Here is a 19,934-nt window from a genome sequence, read left to right on the forward strand (position 1 = left end):
GTCTCGGCGTGAACTCGGGGAGCAGCGGTTTCACGATGTCCCACAACGCATCCGGGACCAGCCGTTGAGCAAGCCTGTCGACCACGGGTCACATCATGCCGCACAACGAATTACACCCACGTAAGACGTCCTCTTAGTGACGATATGGGCGGTGTCGCGGGAGCCGTCGATATCGCGCCGCCCGCTCTCGGTTCAGGACATGTTCTCCCATCGGGTGAACCACGGTGACGATCTGATTCCGCACGGCCATCAGGCGCTGATCGGAATCGGGGACATCGGGGGACCTTGTCCCATCGTGAACAGGGAACTACCGGAAGTCAATCAATCAATTGATCAATAACCCAATCGAATGGTTGACAAAATAAGTGACCGGGGTCACCATTGAGCGCGTGCCCCCTGTGCCGATCCTCGGCCGACATCAGAGGCATCAGTGGCCCGAACACCAACCGGCGCTGCCCAATACGGGCCTGGTCAGCTTGCGGGGCCTTTCAGCGAACATCGGAGACTTGTGACCCTCACGGACGACTACAAAGACACCACTCGTGGCCCGTCCGCCTCGGACGGACTGCACTACCACGAAGCCGGAGACGGGCATCCCCTCGTTCTGCTGCACGGGTCCGGTCCGGGCGTATCCGGCTGGTCGAACTTCGCGGAGAACCTGCCGGTCTTCGCGCGTACCTTCCGCACGATCGTGGTCGATTTGCCAGGTTTCGGAGCGAGTCCCGACGGAGAGTACGACCGGCCGTACCCGGAGATAGCGGCGCAGGCGATCGTCACCCTGCTCGACGACCTCGGCATCGAGAAGGCGCATCTGCTCGGCAATTCGATGGGCGGATGGGTCTCGCTCGAAACGGCCGCACTCGCGCCCGAACGGGTCGAACGCATGGTGCTGATGGGTCCGGGCGGCCTGTACGCACCACTACTCGGCCCGATGTTGAGCGAGGGGGCCCGCCGGCTGCACGAGTTCCTGGCCGAACCGAGTCGCCAGGCCCTGGAGGCATGGGTCGATTCGATGGTCTACGACCGGGCGACGATCACACCGCAACTCCTCGACGAGCGCTGGAAGAATGCCACCGCACCCCGCGCCATCGAACGTATGCGTGCGGTGATGGCCTCGCTGGGCCTGCCCGGCAAGGCGCCACTGTGGACCCGCACCGCCGAGATCCCGCACGAAACTCTGGTCACCTGGGGTCGCGACGACCGGATGCTCCCGCCGGACGGCGCGTTCTTCGCGCTGCGGCGTATGCCGAAGGCCGATCTGCACATTCTGGGCGAGTGCGGGCATTGGGCCCAGGTCGAGCGCAAGCACGACTTCGAAACGCTGGCCACGGCGTTCCTCACCCGCTAGGGCCGTTCCCCGAAGATCGAAGGAACCAGAACATGCAATATCAGCACGAAGCAATCGATGCGGTTCTCGCAGTGCGCGACAGGGTGATCGAGCTCGAAGCGGAATGCACGCAGCAACGCAAACTGACCGACGAAACAGCCAAAATCCTCCGGGACGCGGGCATCATGCGGCTCATCCAGCCGAAGCGATACGGCGGGTTCGAGGCCGATCCCTGCCTTTTCAATGCCGCGATGTACGAGATCGCCCGCTTGTCGAGTTCGGCAGGGTGGGTGACCGGCGTAGTCGGAGTCCATTCGTGGCATCTCGGGCTCTTTCCCGATCAGGCGCAACAGGACGTGTGGGGCGAGGATCCGGATATGTGGATCAGCTCGTCCTACAGCCCCGCGGGCACCGCCAGGATAGTGCCGGGCGGTTACGAGCTGACCGGCCGGTGGGGCTTCTCCTCCGGAAGCGACCACTGCGGTTGGGTTTTCGTGGGCGCGATGGTGACCGACGAGGACGGGCGCCGCACCGGACAGCAGGTCCATCTCCTGCTTCCCCGAACGGATTACACGATCGACGATGTCTGGTTCACCGCGGGCCTGGCGGGCACCGGCAGTAACGATATCGTCGTCGACAAGGCGTTCGTGCCCGAACATCGCGTCCACGATGTCGTGGATCTGTACGGTGGCCGCTATCCCGGCAACGCCGTCAACACCGGGCCCCTGTTCCGTATGCCCTGGTACACGGTATTCATCAACGCGGTTGTGGTGCCGCTGGCCGGGATGTCCAGGCGGGTTGTCGACGAGGCGGCGGGCATCCACCGGTCCCGGCTGGCGGTCGATCCGGCCAAGCTACCGCATCCGGCGTCGCTGGCGCGGCTGACCGAAGCCGATTTCGAGGTCGACACCGCCTACCGGATTCTGCAAGCCGACCTGGGCGATGCGTACGCGGCGGCGGTACGCGGGGACGAGGTGGCGATTTCGATACGGCAGCGCAGCAAGCGTGATCACATCGCTGCCGTGCGACTGGTCGTCTCGGCGGCCGATAAGGCATACCAGGTCGGCGGGCCGCGTTCCATCGCGTCGTCGTGCGCACTGCAGGCGGTCTGGCGTGACGTCCACGCCGGCCAGCACCATGCGATCAATCTGCCGGACAAGGTCGATCACGAGTACGGCGAGTATCTGCTGTCCGGCGCGCTCAACGGCCTCTACTGATTCAGGAGCTCTTATGCCCATCCTCTCCCTGGGATACCTGCGTGTGCGCGTCGAGTCCACCGAGTCGTGGCGGACTTTCGCCGGCGACTTCCTGGGCATGATGCGAGTCGACGGCCCGCTGCCCGATGCCCTGCACTACCGGATGGACGATTATCCGCCGCGCCTGGTGCTCTCGGAGTCCTCCACCCCGGGGCTGGAGGCCATCGGTCTCGAGGTCCTGCACCGGACAGATCTACAAGAGTTGGTCGAGCGGGTCGAGGCCGCGGGTGTCGAGACCCATATCGGTACTCCGGCGGAGTGCGAGCTACGTCAGGTGACGGGGTTCGCCGCTTTCGACGATCCGTCCGGAAACCGGATCGAGTTGTTCTACGGCCCCGTTCTCAGTCACCGTCCGGTGGAACTGAACGGTGTATCCGGTTTCGTCACCGGTGACCAGGGCATGGGACATGTCATCGTGAACGTGCTCGACACCGAGAAAGCCTACGAATTCTACGTGGGCGTCCTGGGATTCGTCGAACGCAACTCGCTGGCTCTGCCCGGCGGCGTCAGCTACTTTCTGGGCTGCAATCCGCGGCAGCACACGCTCGGGCTCAGCCCCGCGCAGGGGCCCGCGCTGATGCATTTCATGGTGGAGACCGAGGATATCGACGATGTCGGCAAGGCGCTCGATCGTGCCGTCGATCTCGGGATCCCGATGATGCAGTCGCTCGGCAAGCACACCAATGACCGGATGTTGTCGTTCTACGTCTACTCTCCCGAAGGTCATGCCACCGAAATCGGCTGGGGTGGAGAACGTATCGAGGGCCCGGAGCCCACCTACCGGATCACCGAGGGTGCTGTGTGGGGACACCGATTCACGCCGCCGCCCGACGGTGCGAAGGGGCTTCCGCGGTGACCGGTACACTCGACGGCGGAAGACCGGAAACAGCCGCCGCGAGCGAAACGCACCAATGGACACCGAGACTGGTCACCGTACTCGTTGTGCTGATCTCGATATCCGAGATCATTCCCGTCTCGTCGGTTCTCGCGGGTACCGCCCTGCCGGCCATCACCGCGGAGTTCGCCACCACCCAGGCCGGGTGGACCATGACGATCGCATTCCTGACCGCCAGTATCGGGATGCCGCTGGTGGGCAAGCTCGCCGATATGTACGGCAAGAAACGATTGCTCTTGATCGTGCTCGCGGTGACGGTCGCCGGAGCAGTGTTGTCGGCGGTGGCGCCGAACTTCCCCGTGTTCCTGATCGGACGTGCGTTGCAGGGGGCGATCTTCTCGGTCGCATTCCTGTGCTATTCGCTGGTGCGCGACGTTTTTCCGCCGAGAATCGTTCCGTTCGCGGTCAGCGTCACCATCACCGGCACCGGTATCGTGGTTGTCCTGCAGCCGTTCCTCGCGGGCTGGCTGATCGACAATCACGGTGTCACGGGTGCTTTCTGGTTCGTGACGGTGCTGACCGCGGTGCTGGCCGCCGCGGCATTGCTGGTCATTCCGGAGTCGCCGGTACGCTCCGCGGACTCCCGCCCCGACCTGGTGGGTGCGGTTCTGCTGGGTGGCTCGGTGGCGGCGGTCCTGCTGGCGGTGAGCAAGGCACCGGAGTGGGGCTGGTCCAGCGCAGCAACGGTGGTGCTTTTACTGCTCGGGTGTGCCATGTTCGCCGCCTGGCTCGTGCAGGCCGGTCGCACCCCTGAGCCACTGATCAACATCCGGCAGCTCCGCCGGCCGGCGCTGCTGTGCACCGTGCTGTCCTCGGGCCTCGTATACGGGGTGGGGACCACCACCAGTTCGATCCTGGCGGTGATGGCGATGACCCCGCGCGAGTCCGGCGGTGACTACGGATTCGGGATGACGGCCAGTGAGTACGCGATCTTCGGGGTGATCAACGGCCTCGGCATCGTCCTGGGCGGATTGATCGTCGGGCTGACCGCCCGTCGAACGGGCGCCAAGCTGCATATGGTCGCCGCGGCGGCAATTATCGGGATCGGTGTCCTGGCAATGGGAGTGGGTCGCGGCGACGAGCTGATCGTGCTGATCGCCACCGGTGTGGTGCACCTCGGTGTGGGTCTGGCCGGCGCCGCCATCCCCAACCTCGTCATCGCGGCCGTGCCGGCCGACTCGCAGGTAGTGAGTTCGAGTATCGCCGAGGTCAGCCGCACTCTCCTGGCCGGCGTCGGAACGACGGTGGTGTTCTTCCTGCTCAACGCCAATGTCCGCACGTTGGTAGCGGGCGCGCCGATATATGCGGGCGCGGGATTCGTGTGGGCGTTCGGCGTGATTGCTGCGTGTGCCCTCGTCGGAGGTATCTGTGCAGCATTCCTACCCGCTCGGCTGGGGGCGGAAATGCCCGCGGCCGGAAAGGAGGGGCCGGCCACTGGATAGTGACAATGCCGCGCTCGGTAGTGCTCGACTACCGAGCCCCGGTGCCCCAGTTCGACCCCGGTCATGGCGTAGGCGCATTCGACGCAGCGGCCACGGATTCGGCGGCGAGTTCACGTATCTCGCCCTTCGCGATCTTTCCTCCGGACGAGCGGGGCAGGTGATCGAGGACCAGCAGATGCTCGGGGAAGAGTTCCTTGGAGACGCCACGATCGGCGAGATGCCTGGTGAGCTGGGGGAGAGTGAGCTCATGGCCGGGCCGGAGGTTGACGACCGCGCAGACCCGTTCGCCGAATACCGGGTCCGGCACGGCGACCACACTGGCCAGATCCACCGCGGGGTGGGTTTCGACCTCCCGCTCGACCTGCGGTGCGGAAATATTCTTGCCGCCGCGGATGATGATGTCCGATGTGCGGCCCACGGGGGTCAGGAAACCGTCTTCGATCGTGACGATATCGCCCATCAGCAACCAGCCGCCCGCAGTGTACAACTGCCTGTTGGCGGCCTCGTCCTCGTAATAACCGGCGCAGGTCAGCGGGCCGCGTCCCCCCGGCCGGCCGGGACCGCCGCCGGCGGTGACGTCGGTTCCCGAATCGTCGAACAACCGCACGTTCATATCGGGGATGAGCCGCCCCGAGGTGTTCAGCCGGCGGTCGGGAGTGTCCGATACCCGGGTCACGCTGAACGCCCCGCTCTCGTTCGACCCGAAGAACTGGAGAACGGTGGCACCGGTGCGGTCCTCGAACTCCGCCGCCCGGTCCGGTGGGACGGCCTCACCGCCGGTGAACATCACCCGCAGCGACGACAGGTCGAACAGGTCGGCCGCCGGTGAGTTCAGCAACATCCGGAACTGGGTGCTCACGCAGCACAGGACTGTCACCTTTTCCCGGTCGATCATCCGGATCATGGTTTCCACATCGAACCTGGGCAGGACAACGGTGGGCGCGCCGAGTATCGCCGGGGCATAGTGCGAGGTCCACAAGCCGAACCCGAACGGTGCCGGAACAGCGCCGAAGAACACCTCGTCCGCACCCAGCTCTCCTGCTTCGATTGCCAGGCGGCTGAACGCGACCCATCGATTGTCGAACTGTGTCACGCATTTCGGGAGGCCGGTCGTGCCGGAGGTCGAGTTGAGCATGGCCAGATCGTTCGGCCCGATACTGCGTGCTGCGACCGCTGCCCGGCTCGCTCGTCCCGGTTCAACCGGGACCGGGACAGCACCCCGGATATCCACGATCCGGTCCACGCCCCGAGCCGACAACACGATATCGAAATCGAGCGCCGCGCCGCGGCTGCGCAGCTCCTGTACCAGCTCCGCCGACGCCCGGCCGTCGAGCCCATCGACACCGACGAGTGCGCGTGCCCCGGTCTTCCCGACGAGGTGGGCGATCTCCTGTGGTCCGGATCGCGCACCGATACCCACCGCGACGACGCCGGCGCGTGCCGCCGCGACCAGGGCTGCGTGGACCAGGAACGAATCCGGTAAGCGGACGGCGACCCGGGCCCCGGGCGGTATACCCAAGGCGACGAGCGCGGCAGCGAGATCATTCGCCACACGGTCGTATGTGCGCCACGATATGCGTTCGGACGGTTGGATGAACGCGGGCAGATCGGGTGTGGCTGCGGCCTGTGCCCGGACGATCTCGTGCAGCGGTTCGGTACCCCACCAGCCGGATTCGACGTACTGTCGTGCAGTCGCGGCATCGATCAGGCTCATGTGATTACTCCTCCTGTACGGGGTGGGATGTGTCGCCGTGGCACCTGGGGAATCCCTGCGCGGGGACTCCGTACCCGCCTACGTCTCGCGTGACCACGCCAGGTCCTGGTCGCCCCAGGCGCGCGCCGGGCGTGCGAAGACTTCCTCGAGCATCGGCATGAAGAACTCCAGGGGTTCGGTGTCGTAGTCCGGGTCGAACGACTCCTGATCCCAGGCAGCACAGAAATGTGCGCACGAATCGAAGTACGGTGAGTCCCGATACCGTTCACGACTGTCGGTCGGCATGCCCAGCTTGTCCCCGTAGTGGTAGGTCTGGAAAACGCCGTGGTGCTTGACGATCCATACCGCTTCGTCGTCGAGTACCGGCCGCAGAATCGCAGCGGCGACTTCGCTGTGGTTGTCGGGGCACAGATCGTCACCGATATCGTGCAGCAGGGCGGCCACCACGAGATCGGTCCGAGCGCCTTCTCGATACGCGCGGGTCGCGGACTGCAAAGAATGTTCGTAGCGGTCGACGCGGTAGCCGAAGGTGTGGCCCTTCATCGATTCCAGCAGCCGCAGGACCGAATCGAGCCAGTGGTCACGCCGGTGTTGCGTGGCCTCGGACTTGATCAGCTCCATCTCCTGAACTGTCGCGTCGTCCATCCTGGTGAAATCGACGGTGCGTGCTTCTTCGGGCATGCCAACTCCTTGTGTTCTGTGATATTTCGGCTGTCAAGGCGATTGGTGGTGAGAGGATCACGCCGCGTGCGCGGCGCTCCGGGGCATGACTGCGGGGTCTTCGGCGAGCGGGATGCCCTTGGTCTCCCGGGTGAAGAAGGCAGCGATGGCGACGGCCGCCGCGAGCACGATGACGTACCAGGTGAAGATGTCGGGTGTACCGCGGGATGTCAGCCATGAATTGAGATAGGGCGCGGTGCCGCCGAAGATCGCGGCTGCGAGGGAGACGGCGATACCGGTGCCCGCTGCGCGCGATGTGGTCGAGAACAGTTCGGCGAACCAGGCAACCTGGGTACTGGCGGCCAAGGCCTGAATGACGAGCGCGAGCGAGATTGCCAGGGTCAGCGTCGCCGCCGAGGAGTCGAGCATGCCCGACAATGGGAAGGCCAGGATCGCGACCCCGAGTCCCCATCCGATGTTGTTCCATCGGCGTCCGAACCGGTCGGCGAGCAGTGCCGCAAGCGGGAGGGCGGCGATGAAGACGAGGTTGGCGACGACCCCCGCCCACATCGCGAGCTTATCGTTCACGTTATGGAAGCTGATGGCGTACGCCGGAGCGCTCACCGACCAGGTGTAGGAGAAGACCGAGGTGCCGCCGACCAGCATGACGACTCGCAGGATCGAACCGCGCTGGGCCCAGATGTCCTGGATCGCCGTGCGTACCGATGACAACGGGGACGAAGTCGTGGTGTCGGGCGTGTGCTCGGTGAATGCCGCCGATTCGCGCAGTCCCCGGCGCAGGTAGAGCGCGAAGAAGCCGAGAACACCGCCGATCAGGAACGGTATGCGCCAACCCCAGTCGGCCATGGCGGAGGCGTCGATCCACGTGCGCATGACAGCGCCGAGAAGTGTGGCGAGGACGGTTCCGCCGACGGTGGACATGATGACTGTGCTGCCCCACAGTGCGCGGTTGTCCGGGCGCGCTACTTCGGCGATGTAGGTGTATGAACCGCCTTGTTCGCCGCCGTGCGCCACGCCTTGGACGCATCGGACGAGCAGCAGCCACAGCGACGCGAACGCACCGATCTGTTCGTAGGTGGGTGCGACCGCGATCAGAACGCTCGAGGCCGCAACGAGCGTCATGGTCAGGACCATGACGAATTTCCGCCCCCGGCGGTCGGCGACCAGACCGAAGAGCAGGCCGCCGATCGGGCGCATGACGAACCCGACGGCGAAAACGGCCATCGTCGAGAGGAGGTTCGATACGGGGTCGGCCGAGTGGAAGAACTGGTTGGAGAAGTAGACCGCGAAGATCGCGAAGATGGTCCAGTCGAACCACTCCAAGGCGTTGCCCATGTTCACGGCCAGAATCATCCGGGCATTCGCGCGGACTGTGCCGGGGGTGGCCGAGGACGCTGTTCCGGGGCCCTGTGGAGTGTCGTTGGGGGGTGGTGACGAGGTCATTTCGCGTACTCCTTGGGGCGACAGCGTCGATGGATGGCCAGGTGATGCGCATCGGGACCGGCTGCCGGTGCTGGTTCTCTATGGGGCTGGCGTTCAACGGTTTCGGCCCGGGCGGGGAGGTGGTCACCGTGCGACGCGAGGTGAGGAGAGGGTCACTCACGTATATGGCGTGAATCACAATCTAGGCCGACTTGCCGACGAAGTCAATCAATCGTTTGAGTGGCTGCTGGCGAGCTGCCGGATTCCGCATTGCCACAGGTCGGCGTATTCGCCCGGTGCTGCGGGATTGCGGGCGTTGGCTATTCGGCCGAACGGCAGTACTTCCGGCGTGTGGTGGTCGCTGTCGGGGTTCGTCCGGCGCGGAAGTCGCAGAATGGCTTACATCACTATCTTTTGTAAGTTAGAGTTCGAGTTGCTCTGTGATCCCGATCTCAATGTGTGGAGGCATCGTGACCATGTACGACGAACCGGCCGTCGCTGGGCGTGAGAGCGATCCTGTGGGCGGGGGGAAGCCGCGGGCCACACCACCGATCGGGGTCGACCTCACGAACGAGCAGGCGCTCGCCTGTGCGTTCCGGACCCTGGCGCACGGCGGATTCAGCGAAAATATGGCCGGCCACATCACCTGGGCGGATCGTGACGACGGCAGTCTTCTCATCAACCCGTGGGGGCTGTGGTGGGAGGAGGTCTCGGCCTCCGACGTATGCCGCGTAGACGCCGACGGTGTGGTGATCGAGGGTAAATGGGATGTGACACCCGCGTACCACATCCATACCGAACTGCACCGGCGGCGACCGGACGCCCGCGTAGTCGTCCACAACCACCCGTACTACGTGACCCTGCTCGCCGCCGTGGGTGTCCTACCGATGATCGCCCACCAGACCGGAAGCCTGTACGACGACGACCTGTCCCTGGTCAGCGAATACGACGGCGAGGTCGGCGATGCCGAACTCGGCCGGGATCTCGCCGTGCGTATCGGCGAGTGCAACAACGTGATCCTCGCCAGTCACGGCATCATCACCACCGCCGACACCATCGAACTCGCGGTCTACCGCGCGGCCTCGATCGACCGGTTCTGCCGGCTCGCCTACGACATCCTGCTGCTCGGCAGGGATCCGTTGCCGATCGAGAAGAGCATTCGCGTGGCGATGCAGAAAGCGCTCGTCGAGCGCGCCGCCGGCGTCTACTGGGCCGGTGCGGTACGCAAACTGCTCCGGACCGATCCCGACGTTCTCCACTGAGCACATCTTCCCCCTCGTCCTGGCTGCGTAGGTGCGGCCGGGTTTTCCGACCCCTGAACTCCAAGGATTTCCACGATGGCCGATCTCGACGAATTGATGCACAACACCGACTTCACCCAGAACGTCAAGGGGAAGGTAACTTTCCTTCCCGAGCCGGAGAAGGCGCACCGGCCCTTCCCGTTCATTTCCGTCGACGACCACATCGTGGAGCCGAAGAACACATTCGAGGGCCGCCTGCCCGCGAAGTTCGCCGACCGGGCACCGCGCGTGATCAATCGGGACGGCGCCGACCTGTGGGTATACGACGGCAAGGAGATCCCGAACGTCGGTTTCAATGCCGTGGTCGGTCGCCCGGTCGACGAGTGGGGGTTCGACCCGCAGCGTTTCGAGGATATGCGTCGCGGATCCTGGGATATCCACCATCGGGTGCGGGATATGAACCTCTCGGGTGTGTACGCGTCCTTGAACTTCCCGTCGTTCCTCCCGGGTTTCGCGGGGCAGCGTCTACAGCTGAGCACCGATGACCAGGAACTGGCCCTGGCTGCGACGCGCGCATACAACGATTGGCATATCGAGGAGTGGGCCGGGCCTTACCCCGATCGCGTCATCCCGTGCCAGATCCCGTACTTCCTCGACCCGGAGATCGGCGCACAGGAGATCTACCGCAACGCGGAGCGCGGGTTCAAGGCCGTGACCTTCTCGGAGGGTCCGCACGCCCTGGGCCTGCCGTCCGTGCATTCGGGACACTGGGATCCGATCATGCGTGCCTGCGAGGAAACCGATACCGTGATAAATCTGCATATCGGTTCGTCGAGCACATCGCCGAGTACCTCGGCGGACGCACCCCCGGATGTATCCGGCACGCTGTTCTTCGGCTACGCCATGTTCGCCACGGTGGACTGGCTGTTCTCGCGGATCCCGGTGCGCTTTCCGAACATCAAGATCGTGATGTCGGAGGGCGGAATCGGCTGGGTTCCCGCACTTCTCGACCGGCTCGACCATATGACCACGTACTCCTCGATGTACGGCACGTGGGACGGTATCGATATTTCGCCGGCGGATGTACTGAAACGGAACTTCTGGTTCTGTGCCGTGGAGGATCCCAGCACGATGGTGCTGCGCGAACGGATCGGTGTCGACCATATCCTGCTCGAAGAGGACTACCCGCACAGCGACAGTCTGTGGCCGCGGACCATGGAGGTCGTCAACGAGTCCATGAAAGGCCTTTCGGCCGGGGAACTGCGCAAGATCACATGGGAGAACGCGTCGCTGCTCTACCGGCATCCGGTGCCGCAGAGCGTGATCGACGACCCGAACAGCTTCTGAGAGGAGCGGCCGTACCGGGCCCGGTTACTGTGCGCCGGTCCGGTCAGCCGAAGAAGAGGCGATCGCGGGCGACCGCCGGATCGAGGGGAACACGGGCGCGCTGCGGATCGTGCGGATACGTCTGCACATCCCGCAGGTGGCGGGCCGCGATCACCCGGGCCGATGCTGCGTCACCATCTTCGATGCACTGCAGGATCTGTCCGTGTACCGCCAGCGCCTGCGCCCGCTCGGTGAGTGGAATACTTGTGGGATCGGCTCGTTCGCTGGCCCAATCCGTGACATGACTCGACCACAGGGATTCGAGGGCGCCCGCCAGCACGATCAACGAGCGGTTGCCACACAGCTGTACGACGGATTCGTGGAACCGCCGCGACAGTGTGGTAGCGGCCACGAGATCGTCGAGCTCGCGCAGTGATTGTTCGTGCAGGGCACGCAGCACGGGCACGACTGTCTCGGCGCGGTCGTCACGTTCGGCGCACAGGGCCGCGCACATCGGTTCGACTTCATGCAGCGCCCGGCCCACATCGGTGATATCGGTATCGGACATCGCCAGCACCATCGAGAGACTGTAGGCCACATTGCCGGGAGTAGGGCGGTGCACCACCGCTCCACCACGGTTGCCGCGACGGACGCGCAGTAGTCCCTCGGCTTCGAGGATCCGCATCGCCTCCCGCAGCGACTGGACGTTGACCGGGTACTGGTCGCGCATTTCGGCTTCCTTCGGCAGGACATCGCCCTCGTCGAGGTCGCCCCGAAGGATCCGTTCCCGGATCTGGTCCGCCACCATCTCGGCCAACCGCCGCCAGCGCAGATTGCCCGGGTCGGGAACCGGAGACTTGCGGTCGTGTCCCGGTGAGGGCACCGCGGTCACATCCTTCCGATCGGAATAGTCGATTGACGTTAAATTACCAAACTTAGTGAAGTTCGAATCCGGTGCGGGTCTGCACGTGTATCGGCTGCGTCAGCTGTTTGCCCCGCGGCCGGGAGACAGGACCTGGCTGTGTCGCTGGACGGGAATGCGGTCCGCTCAGCCGCCCCGCTCGTAGAGCGCGCGAACGGCGTCGACCGTATCGGCCTCGGCGGGGGATTTGTCGTCGCGGTAGCGCACCACGCGGGCGAATCGCAGCGCCATGCCGCCGGGGTAGCGGGTCGAGGTTTGGACTCCGTCGAAGGCGATTTCGACGACCTGTTCGGGTCGCAGCCGCACCACATACCCGTCGGTCGGGCCGTCGGCGAGTTCGGTGAAGCGTTCGGTCTGCCATGCCAGCATGGCGTCGGTCATCCCTTTGAAGGTCTTGCCCAGCATCACGAAACCACCGGCCGGATCACGGGCGCCCAGGTGAATATTCGACAGGGTGCCGGTGCGGCGGCCGGAACCCCATTCGACCGCGAGAACCACCAGGTCCAAGGTGTGTACGGGTTTGACCTTGAGCCAGCCTGAGCCGCGGCGGCCGGCCTCGTAGGGTGCCGATGGCGACTTCGCCATCACACCTTCGTGCCCGGCGGCGAGCGTGCGTTCCAGGAAATCCTGTGCCGCAGCGGGATCGGCGGTCACCAGGCGGTCCACGCGTTGGGCGGCGGGGACGAGCGCGTCGAGTGCGGTGAGGCGGTCCCGGGTGGGCAGATCCAGGAGATCACTGCCGTCGAGGTGGAGCAGATCGAAGAAGAATACGGACAGGGGTTCGAGTTCGCCCGGATGTTTGCGGCCGAACCGGGCCGCGGTGACCTGGAACCGCTGCGGCCGCCCATCGGGTCGTAATGCGATGGCCTCGGCGTCGGCGATCAGATCGGTGGCGGGCAGGGCAAGGGCGGCCGCGACGACTTCGGGGAGGCGAGAGGTGACATCGTCGAGACTGCGGGTATACACCGAGACCGCCGATCCGGCGCGGTGGATCTGCACACGCGCGCCGTCCAGTTTCGCTTCGAATATCGCGGTCCCGCCGAGTCGCTGAAGTGCGTCATCGACCCCGGACGCGGTCTGGGCGAGCATCGGCCCCACCGGTCGCCCGGCGCTCAGCCGGAACTCCGCCAGCGCCGGCCGGCCCCCGGTGAGCGCCGCGGCTGCCACGGTGGGCAGGGCGCCGGCCAGCATCGCCGCGCGCCGGACCTCGGCCGCGGGAATCCCGGCGGCTTCGGCGACCGCATCGGACATCACGCCCGCCAGCGCGCCCTGGCGCAGCTCACCACTGAGCAACCGGCGCAGGAATACCTGCTCGGTGCCGGTCGCCGACTCGAACAGATCGCGCACCAGATCGGCGCGTGCGGTCCGGGACCCCTTCCCGGCGACCGCGCCGATCCGCGAGAAGCGTGCGTCGACATCGGCGACGGTGAGGGTCGCAGTGGCGGCGGGCGGCGGCAGCGTTCGCAATGCCGCCCAGCCCACACCGATCTGGCGTTGCGGTAGCTCACCCGAGAGCCAGGACGCGGTCACCGCTACCAGTCGCGCGTCACCGTCTGCCGCGATGCCGTTGAGCAATGTCGCGAGACGCCGGGTCTTGGCCAGCCGCGCCGACGCGGAGGCGATCTCGGCGGACGCGGCGGCGACCTCGGCTAACAGCACGTCAACAGCCTGGCACGGACACCGGCTACGGGCAATCGGCGGAGCAGTAAGGGGTCGATCGTGTCGGGAGGTGAACAACCTCCGGGCACCCGGTCCGGGTCGGCTCGTCTGGGGAGCGGCGTATGTGTGGTGGCCCGCCGTCCGCCACATTGTGCCGGCCGCCTGTGACCGGACGAGGCCGCCTGCATGATCCTGCGGTACGGAACGTCCGCGCAGAATTGTTCCGGGGAGCTCAGCATTCGCTGCGCGCCGGTATGCCACGCAGGCGCTCGTCCAGCCAGATCATGGCCTCGGGATAACCGAGACCCGCCGCGATCAGGTGTTCGCCGGGCACACTGCGATAAACCGCGGTGACCCCCAGCGCACACTGCTCACGGTAGAGATTGCGCGCGCCCTCGGCCGGGATCCAGAACTCTTGTTCACCGTTGTAGATGTAGAGCGGTGTCGCCGACGCGAGTCCCGCCATCCGGGTCACCTCGTAGATATCGCGTGCCACGGCCGAGTGCAGCGGGTCGGCGATATTCGCCGCGATATCGATCGGCAGGTGCAGCACACCGGGTAGCGCGATAACGCTGATGCACTGGTCCTTGATCGGTGAGGTGCTCACCCATTGGGCGAGGTGGTTCATCCGGGCCAGGAGTTCGGGCCGCTCACGCGCGATACCGAACACGGCCGCCATGAACACGCCCGACGCGAGATTGCCGTTCATGCTGCGGGACAGGATCTCGTAGTCGGCGGGCACCCCGCCGAGCGCCGCACCGGCCAGGGACGGTGCGAGTTCGGGTGCGTAACTCTCGATCAGTTTCACCGCACCGTGCGTGGCGATCGCACCGCCGGAGTAGCCGGTCATTGCGAACCTGCTCGCGCCGAACTCGGCCGGCCGCCAGCCTCGCACCGCCCGGATCGCATCCAGCACCGCGTGACCCGCGACGTAGGGTTCGGCATAGGCCATCGACGGTCCCTCGTGATCCGGGATGAGTACCGCGTAGCCACGTAACGCCGCCAGCTGTGTGGTGGGCGGGAGGAAATCGGTGACCGCGCTGTGGACCGAGAGGCCGTGTGAGAGTGTGTAACCCGGTGTGCATCGACGACCGAGAGCGTCGATGGGGAGATTGTTGACCAGCACCGGCCGAGCCCCGGGTAGCGGGGATGCGGTCGCCGGAATCACCAGCGTTGCCGTGGCGAAGGACGGGCGGCCGTGCGCATCGGTGGTCCGGTATTTGACCAGCTCCGCCTGGCGGATCGGCACCGCGACCAGCGGTGCGGCCGTGGTGGTGATATCACGGACCTCGATCACCGCACCCGGAGCGAAGTCGGCGAGGCCCGGCGGCCACCGATCGAATATCGGGTCGCCCGACGGCGCGGGCAGCACCGCCTGATGCAGCGCAGCCAGTTCCGGTGCCGGATGGTTGTTTTCCACCTTCGGCACCGGATAGGGACCGGAGGCGATCGGTGGCGGCGGAAGCACCCGGTCGATCCACTGCTGAACACCGGGGAGGAACCCGCCGTTCGCCTCCGCGAGCGGCGGAAACACCGGTAGTGCAGGCAGGGGAGGGCCGGGTGGTGCCGGCGGCTGGGCCGCGGCCTGCCCCATGAGCAACGGTACGATGACGAGCAACGCGAGTGCGCCGGCACGTAAACATCTCATGGCACACGCCCCTGGATGCGACGTCGAAATAAGCGGCACCCGAGGCGATGTGGAGTTCCGTCGCCCGAAACGTCCCCTGTCGTACCGGGACCTGCGCCCAGGTTACGTGACCGGGAGCCGGAGGCAGTGCTACGTCACAAGATTGAGACGGGCCGCGACCGATTCGAGACAACCCGGTGGCGATACGGAGCCGACCTCACCACCCCGCAGTCCACCGATCCGGTGGTGCGCCCGCCGGTCAGTTCCCGGACTTCGCGCCGGACAGGATTTCGGTGAGCGGCAACCGCGGCGTGCGTTCCGGCGGCCGGTCGCGGTGCGGTGGCGCACCCACTCTGACCAGTATCTGGGGCAGCTGGTCGCTGTCGAGCAACCGCCGGACCGCGCGTCTGCTGTCCGGGACTTCGGTCAGATGGGTGAGCGGACAGGTCGCGTATCCCGCAAGGGTGGACTCCAGGAGTACGGCCGAGACCGTTTCACCGGATCGAACGTGTTCTGTGGGCGAATCTCCGGGCGTGGAAACCACGAGCACCGCAGCATGATCGGACGAGTTGTCATCGGTGTGCCCGGTATCCGACGATCTGGTCGGGAAGCTGCGGCCGATATCGACCTGCTCATGTTCTCGCGGCGAAACCAGTGAGGATTTCGGTACACCGGTGGCGCCGATCACGTGCCCGGTCCACCAGTGCAGCTCCGCGTGATAGTTCGAATCGTAACGGCGGCGCGCGCCCGTCAACCGCGTGGCGTGCGCGAGCGCGGGGTGGCTTTCTTCGGGCAGGATCTCCACGGCGGTGTCTGCGGAATCGATTGCCGATCGAAGTATCGGCTCGAACTCCGGCCAGCCGGGCGGCGGCCCGAACGGCAGGCGATCCGTGTAACGCCGGTCGATCGCGTCGGCGCGGGCACGGTCGGCATCGGTCACGATGGGCGAACGATCGAAGGTGATGTCCGCGAGGTGTGCCTTGTTGTTGGGGTCGGGAAAACGCGCCACGGACAGACGCCAACCGGCAGCCGCCATGGCCGCCCGGAGATGGTCCAGGGTGGCACCGCAGCTGATCAGCATCTGGCGCCCGCCGGGATCGGTCGTGGTCAGCATTCGCTCGGGTACCGCGAACAGCCGCAATACCTCGCCGTCGGACTGCCACCGCCACGGCTGGGTGTTGTGCAGTGAAGGAGCCCGTGCCGCGAGGCGGACTGCGTCCGCGATTGTCGACCCGCTGGGACCAGCGCTCATATCCCGACCATACCTATCCGCAGGCACCGGGTGCGCCACCACACGCGGCCCGTTCTCGATGGTGGAGCGAGGCGGATCGGGGCTCGGGCAGCTCCTACGATCCCGGCCTCACCAGGAATTTCCGGGTGGGAGAAGTGCCGAGTTCACGTGTGTCGGCCGAACGTCACGAGTGCCTCGCCTCCTATCCTGAAGCTCATCACGATCGAGTGTCGTTTCGTGCCGGCCGGATGACCGGCTCGGCAGCGGGACGCTCATGTGTACGACCGGTATGGCCTCTCGTTGATCTCGCCACCGGCGCCGGTTCCCGCTACGGCGGCCTCCGATCGAGGACCGCTGCACGAAAGGGGCAAGGAATGGTTCTCCCGGGAAAACACGTCGTGGCCGGTATCGATGGTTCGGAGGCATCGCTGGGTGCCGCCAGATGGGCAGCTGCGTTCGCGGGCAGACTCGGGCTACCGCTGCACCTGGTGCATTCGTCCCCGGCCACAGGCCCGATACCCGATGTGGCATTCAGTGCCGAGGAACTGGAAGAACTGCAGCAGGCCTATCGGTCCGATCTGTTGAATTCGGCCGAAACCGCACTTCGCGAATGGGCGCCCGAGGTCGAGCTGAAATCGATCGCCGACAACAAAGCACCCGCAGCCGGGTTGCTCGAAGCGGCAGGTCAGGCCGCGATGATCGTGCTGGGAGCGACAGGCGCCGGTTCGGTCGAACGCTGGCTGCTGGGGTCGACCGTGCTACGGGTGGCCAACAAGGCAGTGTGCCCGGTCGCGGTCTGGCGAGGTGAACTCGCCGAGACCGCCCTCGACGACCGCCCGATCGCCGTGGGATCCGACGGAAGTCCGATATCGGAGGCCGCGACCCGGTTGGCTTTCGAATGGGCCGAGCTACTGTCCGTGCGGGTGACGGCGGTGCGGACGTGGACCGGCAGCTCGGCGGTCGCGTCCGCCGACCCGGGCACCGTACAGAAACGGGGCCGGACCGCGCTGGTCATCGATTGGGAGGCGATCGCGCGCTCGGAAGAAGGCGAACTTGCAAGAATCATCGCCCCGTACCGGGAGCAGTTCCCCGACATTGCCGTGGAACTGCGGTCGCGGCGTGGGTCGGCGGCGCGAGAACTGCTGTACGCGCTCGATCATGCCCAGATGGCGATCGTGGGCAGCAAAGGCTGGGGACGCGTCCGCGGCGCCCTGCTCGGATCGACCGGCCAGAACCTACTGCACCGTGCCGACCGCCCGATTGTCATCTACCGCACCGCGGACTCCTGAGGCCCGATGCCCGACCTCATCACAGCTCTACCGCAGAGTTACTCGATGATTCCGGGTTGTCGTCCGGACAGGTGCCTGCCGGGGGTGTTCATCGCTCGCGGGAGGATCGCCCCGAGCGCGACCATGCCGAGGCCGAGTCCGAAGTGCAGCCAGTTGTCGGCAGTGTCGAGCGGGACGAAATTGGCGTCGCTGGTCTGGTCGATCAGCAGGCCGTACACCCAGAGCAGCAGATAGATCACCCCGCCCACCAGCAGGTAGGCGCGCGCCAGCACCGCACTCGTTCCCGCGGCGAGGCCGGCCACACCGAAGACCAGGTGCACGATGTTGTGCAGTATCGAAACGTTGAACAGCCCGAGTAGTTGCGCTTCGGAATGGTGTCCGGCCCATTCCATGGTGTCGTAATTCGTGGTGATGCCCGGAATGAAGCCGAGCACGCCTGCCAGAAGAAATACCGCGCCGACCGCCATGGCGGCGAGCTGAACCGGTGAACGGGCAGTGCGGGTAGAACTGGTGGGATTCGACATGATCTCGTCCTCCCTCCCGCTGTCTTCGCAAGACCGTCTCGCGAATCGGCAACCGGATCCCGCCGCGAATGCCCGTGTGGAGCCGTGACAAACCTCTGTGCGGCACTATCGCGGAGCGATCGGCCCGGTCAGGCTTTATGAGCTACGAGAACTGGGCAATGGGCGCGCTGGACGAGGATATTGCTCGTGGAACCCAGGAGCAATCCGCGGAATCCACCCCGACCGCGGCTTCCGACCACCACCAATTGCGCGGACTCCGACCAGTGGAGCAGGTGCAGATCGGGACCCGCAAGATACATTTTCCGGGTCACCTCGACCTCGGGGTACTTCGGCGACCACTCGGCGAGCCATTCGATCATCCGGGTTCGCATCGCGGTGGCGATCGCGGGATCGTCGATCGTCTCCGGCATCCCCGCGAACCAGTGTTTCCGGAGATCGTGCCAAGTGTGTACCGCGACCAGCGGCACCCGCAGCAGGGCGGCTTCGGCGAAGGCAGCGCCCACGGCGGCGTTGCTCACTGCGGTCCCATCGACTCCGACCACCACCGGCCGTTCGCGGCGGCCGTCGGCTCCGGCGCCGCGGACCACGACGACCTTCCCGTGCCCGCTACTCGCGACGGCGAGCACGGTGGAACCGAGATGGGCGAGGGAAGACCCTTCTCCCGTCCAGCCGATCACGGTGATCTCCGCGGCGGCCGATTCGTCGATGAGTAGTCGCGCCGGCGCCGCGCCGGACAGTTCTGTTTCCACCGGCAGGGACGCATCGATATGCAGCGCCGCCGCGCGGGCACGGTCGAGGCAATCCTGCCCATGCCGGGCGAGGGCCTCGCCGACCGGCGGAGGCAAACCGGGTCGGGCGGCAGTGTTGTCGCCGTGCACGATGCGCAACGTGCGCTGCCGGAGTGCGGCTTCGCGGCTCGCCCAGTGCACGGCCGCCGTGGCGGCCGCGGATTCGTCGACTCCGACAACGATAGGAGCGTCGGGCCCTGGGGATGGTGCCGAACTGTCCATCGGCGCGGTTCCTTCGGCTCGGGTATCCGCGTGCTTCGTGATCGGTCGGTCGAGCCGGTGCGGTGACCGAGATCCACTGTCGTCCGTCACCGGCGAGAGCACCTACAGTTGATCATAGATCGATGCAGCGTTATCACCCCGGGAGCGGGTGTCGCGCGCGCCTGATTCGCTGAGCTGGCGGGCGGTGAGAAACCCGTCCGGGAACCATGCCCCAGTGCCGCGCGTGTACGCGGTGAGCGGATGACCCGCAGAACAGGCTGTCGCCCGTGTAGGGCCCGAGTCCGAAGTCGCCCGGTGGGCGATCGATGTGATCGGCTGCGTACCGGCATATCGGCCGTGGTCGTCAATGCAACTTGATGTAACCAGTA

General features: G+C 65.9%; 16 protein-coding genes. 7 read left to right on the forward strand and 9 right to left on the reverse strand.

Features of this window, described 5'->3' with window-relative positions; all coding sequences use genetic code 11:
- Nucleotides 1-508: 508 nt before the first annotated feature.
- From QH196_RS19890 to QH196_RS19905, 4 genes are read left to right on the forward strand one after another with little or no spacing between them, the layout of a single operon-like run.
- Nucleotides 509-1,348, forward strand: a complete 840-nt coding sequence (locus tag QH196_RS19890) for an alpha/beta fold hydrolase (protein ID WP_280417313.1) — start codon at nt 509-511, stop codon at nt 1,346-1,348.
- 32 nt (nt 1,349-1,380) lie between these two features.
- Nucleotides 1,381-2,544 carry an acyl-CoA dehydrogenase family protein gene (locus QH196_RS19895; protein ID WP_280417314.1) on the forward strand — a complete coding sequence of 388 codons (1,164 nt, stop codon included), beginning with the start codon at nt 1,381-1,383 and terminating at the stop codon, nt 2,542-2,544.
- A gap of 13 nt (nt 2,545-2,557) precedes the next feature.
- Nucleotides 2,558-3,439: a VOC family protein gene (locus QH196_RS19900; RefSeq protein ID WP_280417315.1), complete on the forward strand. Its 882-nt coding sequence runs from the start codon at nt 2,558-2,560 to the stop codon at nt 3,437-3,439.
- On the forward strand, nt 3,436-4,920 hold the full coding sequence (locus QH196_RS19905; RefSeq protein ID WP_280417316.1) for an MFS transporter: 1,485 nt from the start codon (nt 3,436-3,438) through the stop codon (nt 4,918-4,920). Before QH196_RS19900 ends, QH196_RS19905 begins: the two co-directional genes overlap by 4 nt.
- Before the next feature lie 61 nt (nt 4,921-4,981).
- On the opposite strand, the gene QH196_RS19910 is transcribed toward QH196_RS19905, so the two are convergent.
- The 3 genes from QH196_RS19910 to QH196_RS19920 all read right to left on the reverse strand — a co-directional run bounded on the left by QH196_RS19910 (nt 4,982) and on the right by QH196_RS19920 (nt 8,758).
- Nucleotides 4,982-6,634: a class I adenylate-forming enzyme family protein gene (locus tag QH196_RS19910; RefSeq protein WP_280417317.1), complete on the reverse strand. Its 1,653-nt coding sequence runs from the start codon at nt 6,632-6,634 to the stop codon at nt 4,982-4,984.
- A 78-nt stretch (nt 6,635-6,712) separates the two neighbouring features.
- On the reverse strand, nt 6,713-7,315 hold the full coding sequence (locus QH196_RS19915; protein ID WP_280417318.1) for an HD domain-containing protein: 603 nt from the start codon (nt 7,313-7,315) through the stop codon (nt 6,713-6,715).
- A gap of 57 nt (nt 7,316-7,372) precedes the next feature.
- Nucleotides 7,373-8,758 carry an MFS transporter gene (locus QH196_RS19920; protein WP_280417319.1) on the reverse strand — a complete coding sequence of 462 codons (1,386 nt, stop codon included), beginning with the start codon at nt 8,756-8,758 and terminating at the stop codon, nt 7,373-7,375.
- 455 nt (nt 8,759-9,213) lie between these two features.
- On the opposite strand from QH196_RS19920, the gene QH196_RS19925 reads away from it, so the two are divergent.
- Nucleotides 9,214-9,999, forward strand: a complete 786-nt coding sequence (locus QH196_RS19925; RefSeq protein ID WP_280417368.1) for a class II aldolase/adducin family protein — start codon at nt 9,214-9,216, stop codon at nt 9,997-9,999.
- 75 nt (nt 10,000-10,074) lie between these two features.
- A complete protein-coding gene (locus QH196_RS19930) occupies nt 10,075-11,325 on the forward strand; it encodes an amidohydrolase family protein (RefSeq protein WP_280417320.1) in 1,251 nt (416 codons plus the stop codon).
- A 43-nt stretch (nt 11,326-11,368) separates the two neighbouring features.
- Here QH196_RS19930 and QH196_RS19935 read toward each other — a convergent pair whose 3' ends face one another.
- The 4 genes from QH196_RS19935 to QH196_RS19950 form a co-directional block, all read right to left on the reverse strand.
- On the reverse strand, nt 11,369-12,187 hold the full coding sequence (locus QH196_RS19935; protein WP_280417321.1) for a FadR/GntR family transcriptional regulator: 819 nt from the start codon (nt 12,185-12,187) through the stop codon (nt 11,369-11,371).
- 165 nt (nt 12,188-12,352) lie between these two features.
- Complete coding sequence (locus QH196_RS19940) at nt 12,353-13,885, reverse strand: ATP-dependent DNA ligase (RefSeq protein WP_280417322.1); 1,533 nt, start codon at nt 13,883-13,885, stop codon at nt 12,353-12,355.
- Nucleotides 13,886-14,117: 232 nt separating this feature from the next.
- Nucleotides 14,118-15,533 carry a lipase family protein gene (locus QH196_RS19945; RefSeq protein WP_280417323.1) on the reverse strand — a complete coding sequence of 472 codons (1,416 nt, stop codon included), beginning with the start codon at nt 15,531-15,533 and terminating at the stop codon, nt 14,118-14,120.
- A 238-nt stretch (nt 15,534-15,771) separates the two neighbouring features.
- On the reverse strand, nt 15,772-16,764 hold the full coding sequence (locus tag QH196_RS19950; protein WP_280417324.1) for an Acg family FMN-binding oxidoreductase: 993 nt from the start codon (nt 16,762-16,764) through the stop codon (nt 15,772-15,774).
- A 353-nt stretch (nt 16,765-17,117) separates the two neighbouring features.
- Here QH196_RS19950 and QH196_RS19955 point away from each other — a divergent pair, with 353 nt between their 5' ends.
- Nucleotides 17,118-18,032, forward strand: coding sequence for a universal stress protein (locus QH196_RS19955; protein WP_280417325.1), 915 nt, complete (start codon nt 17,118-17,120; stop codon nt 18,030-18,032).
- Between the two features lie 38 nt (nt 18,033-18,070).
- Here the strand turns inward: QH196_RS19955 and QH196_RS19960 are convergent, their stop codons facing one another.
- Nucleotides 18,071-18,556 (reverse strand): DUF4383 domain-containing protein, encoded by a 486-nt coding sequence (locus QH196_RS19960; RefSeq protein WP_280417326.1) that lies wholly within the window; start codon nt 18,554-18,556, stop codon nt 18,071-18,073.
- A 128-nt stretch (nt 18,557-18,684) separates the two neighbouring features.
- A complete protein-coding gene (locus QH196_RS19965; protein WP_280417327.1) occupies nt 18,685-19,566 on the reverse strand; it encodes a universal stress protein in 882 nt (293 codons plus the stop codon).
- Nucleotides 19,567-19,934 lie beyond the last annotated feature (368 nt).

This window comes from Nocardia carnea (assembly GCF_029868325.1).
In the GTDB taxonomy this organism is placed as follows: Bacteria; Actinomycetota; Actinomycetes; order Mycobacteriales; family Mycobacteriaceae; genus Nocardia; species Nocardia carnea_C.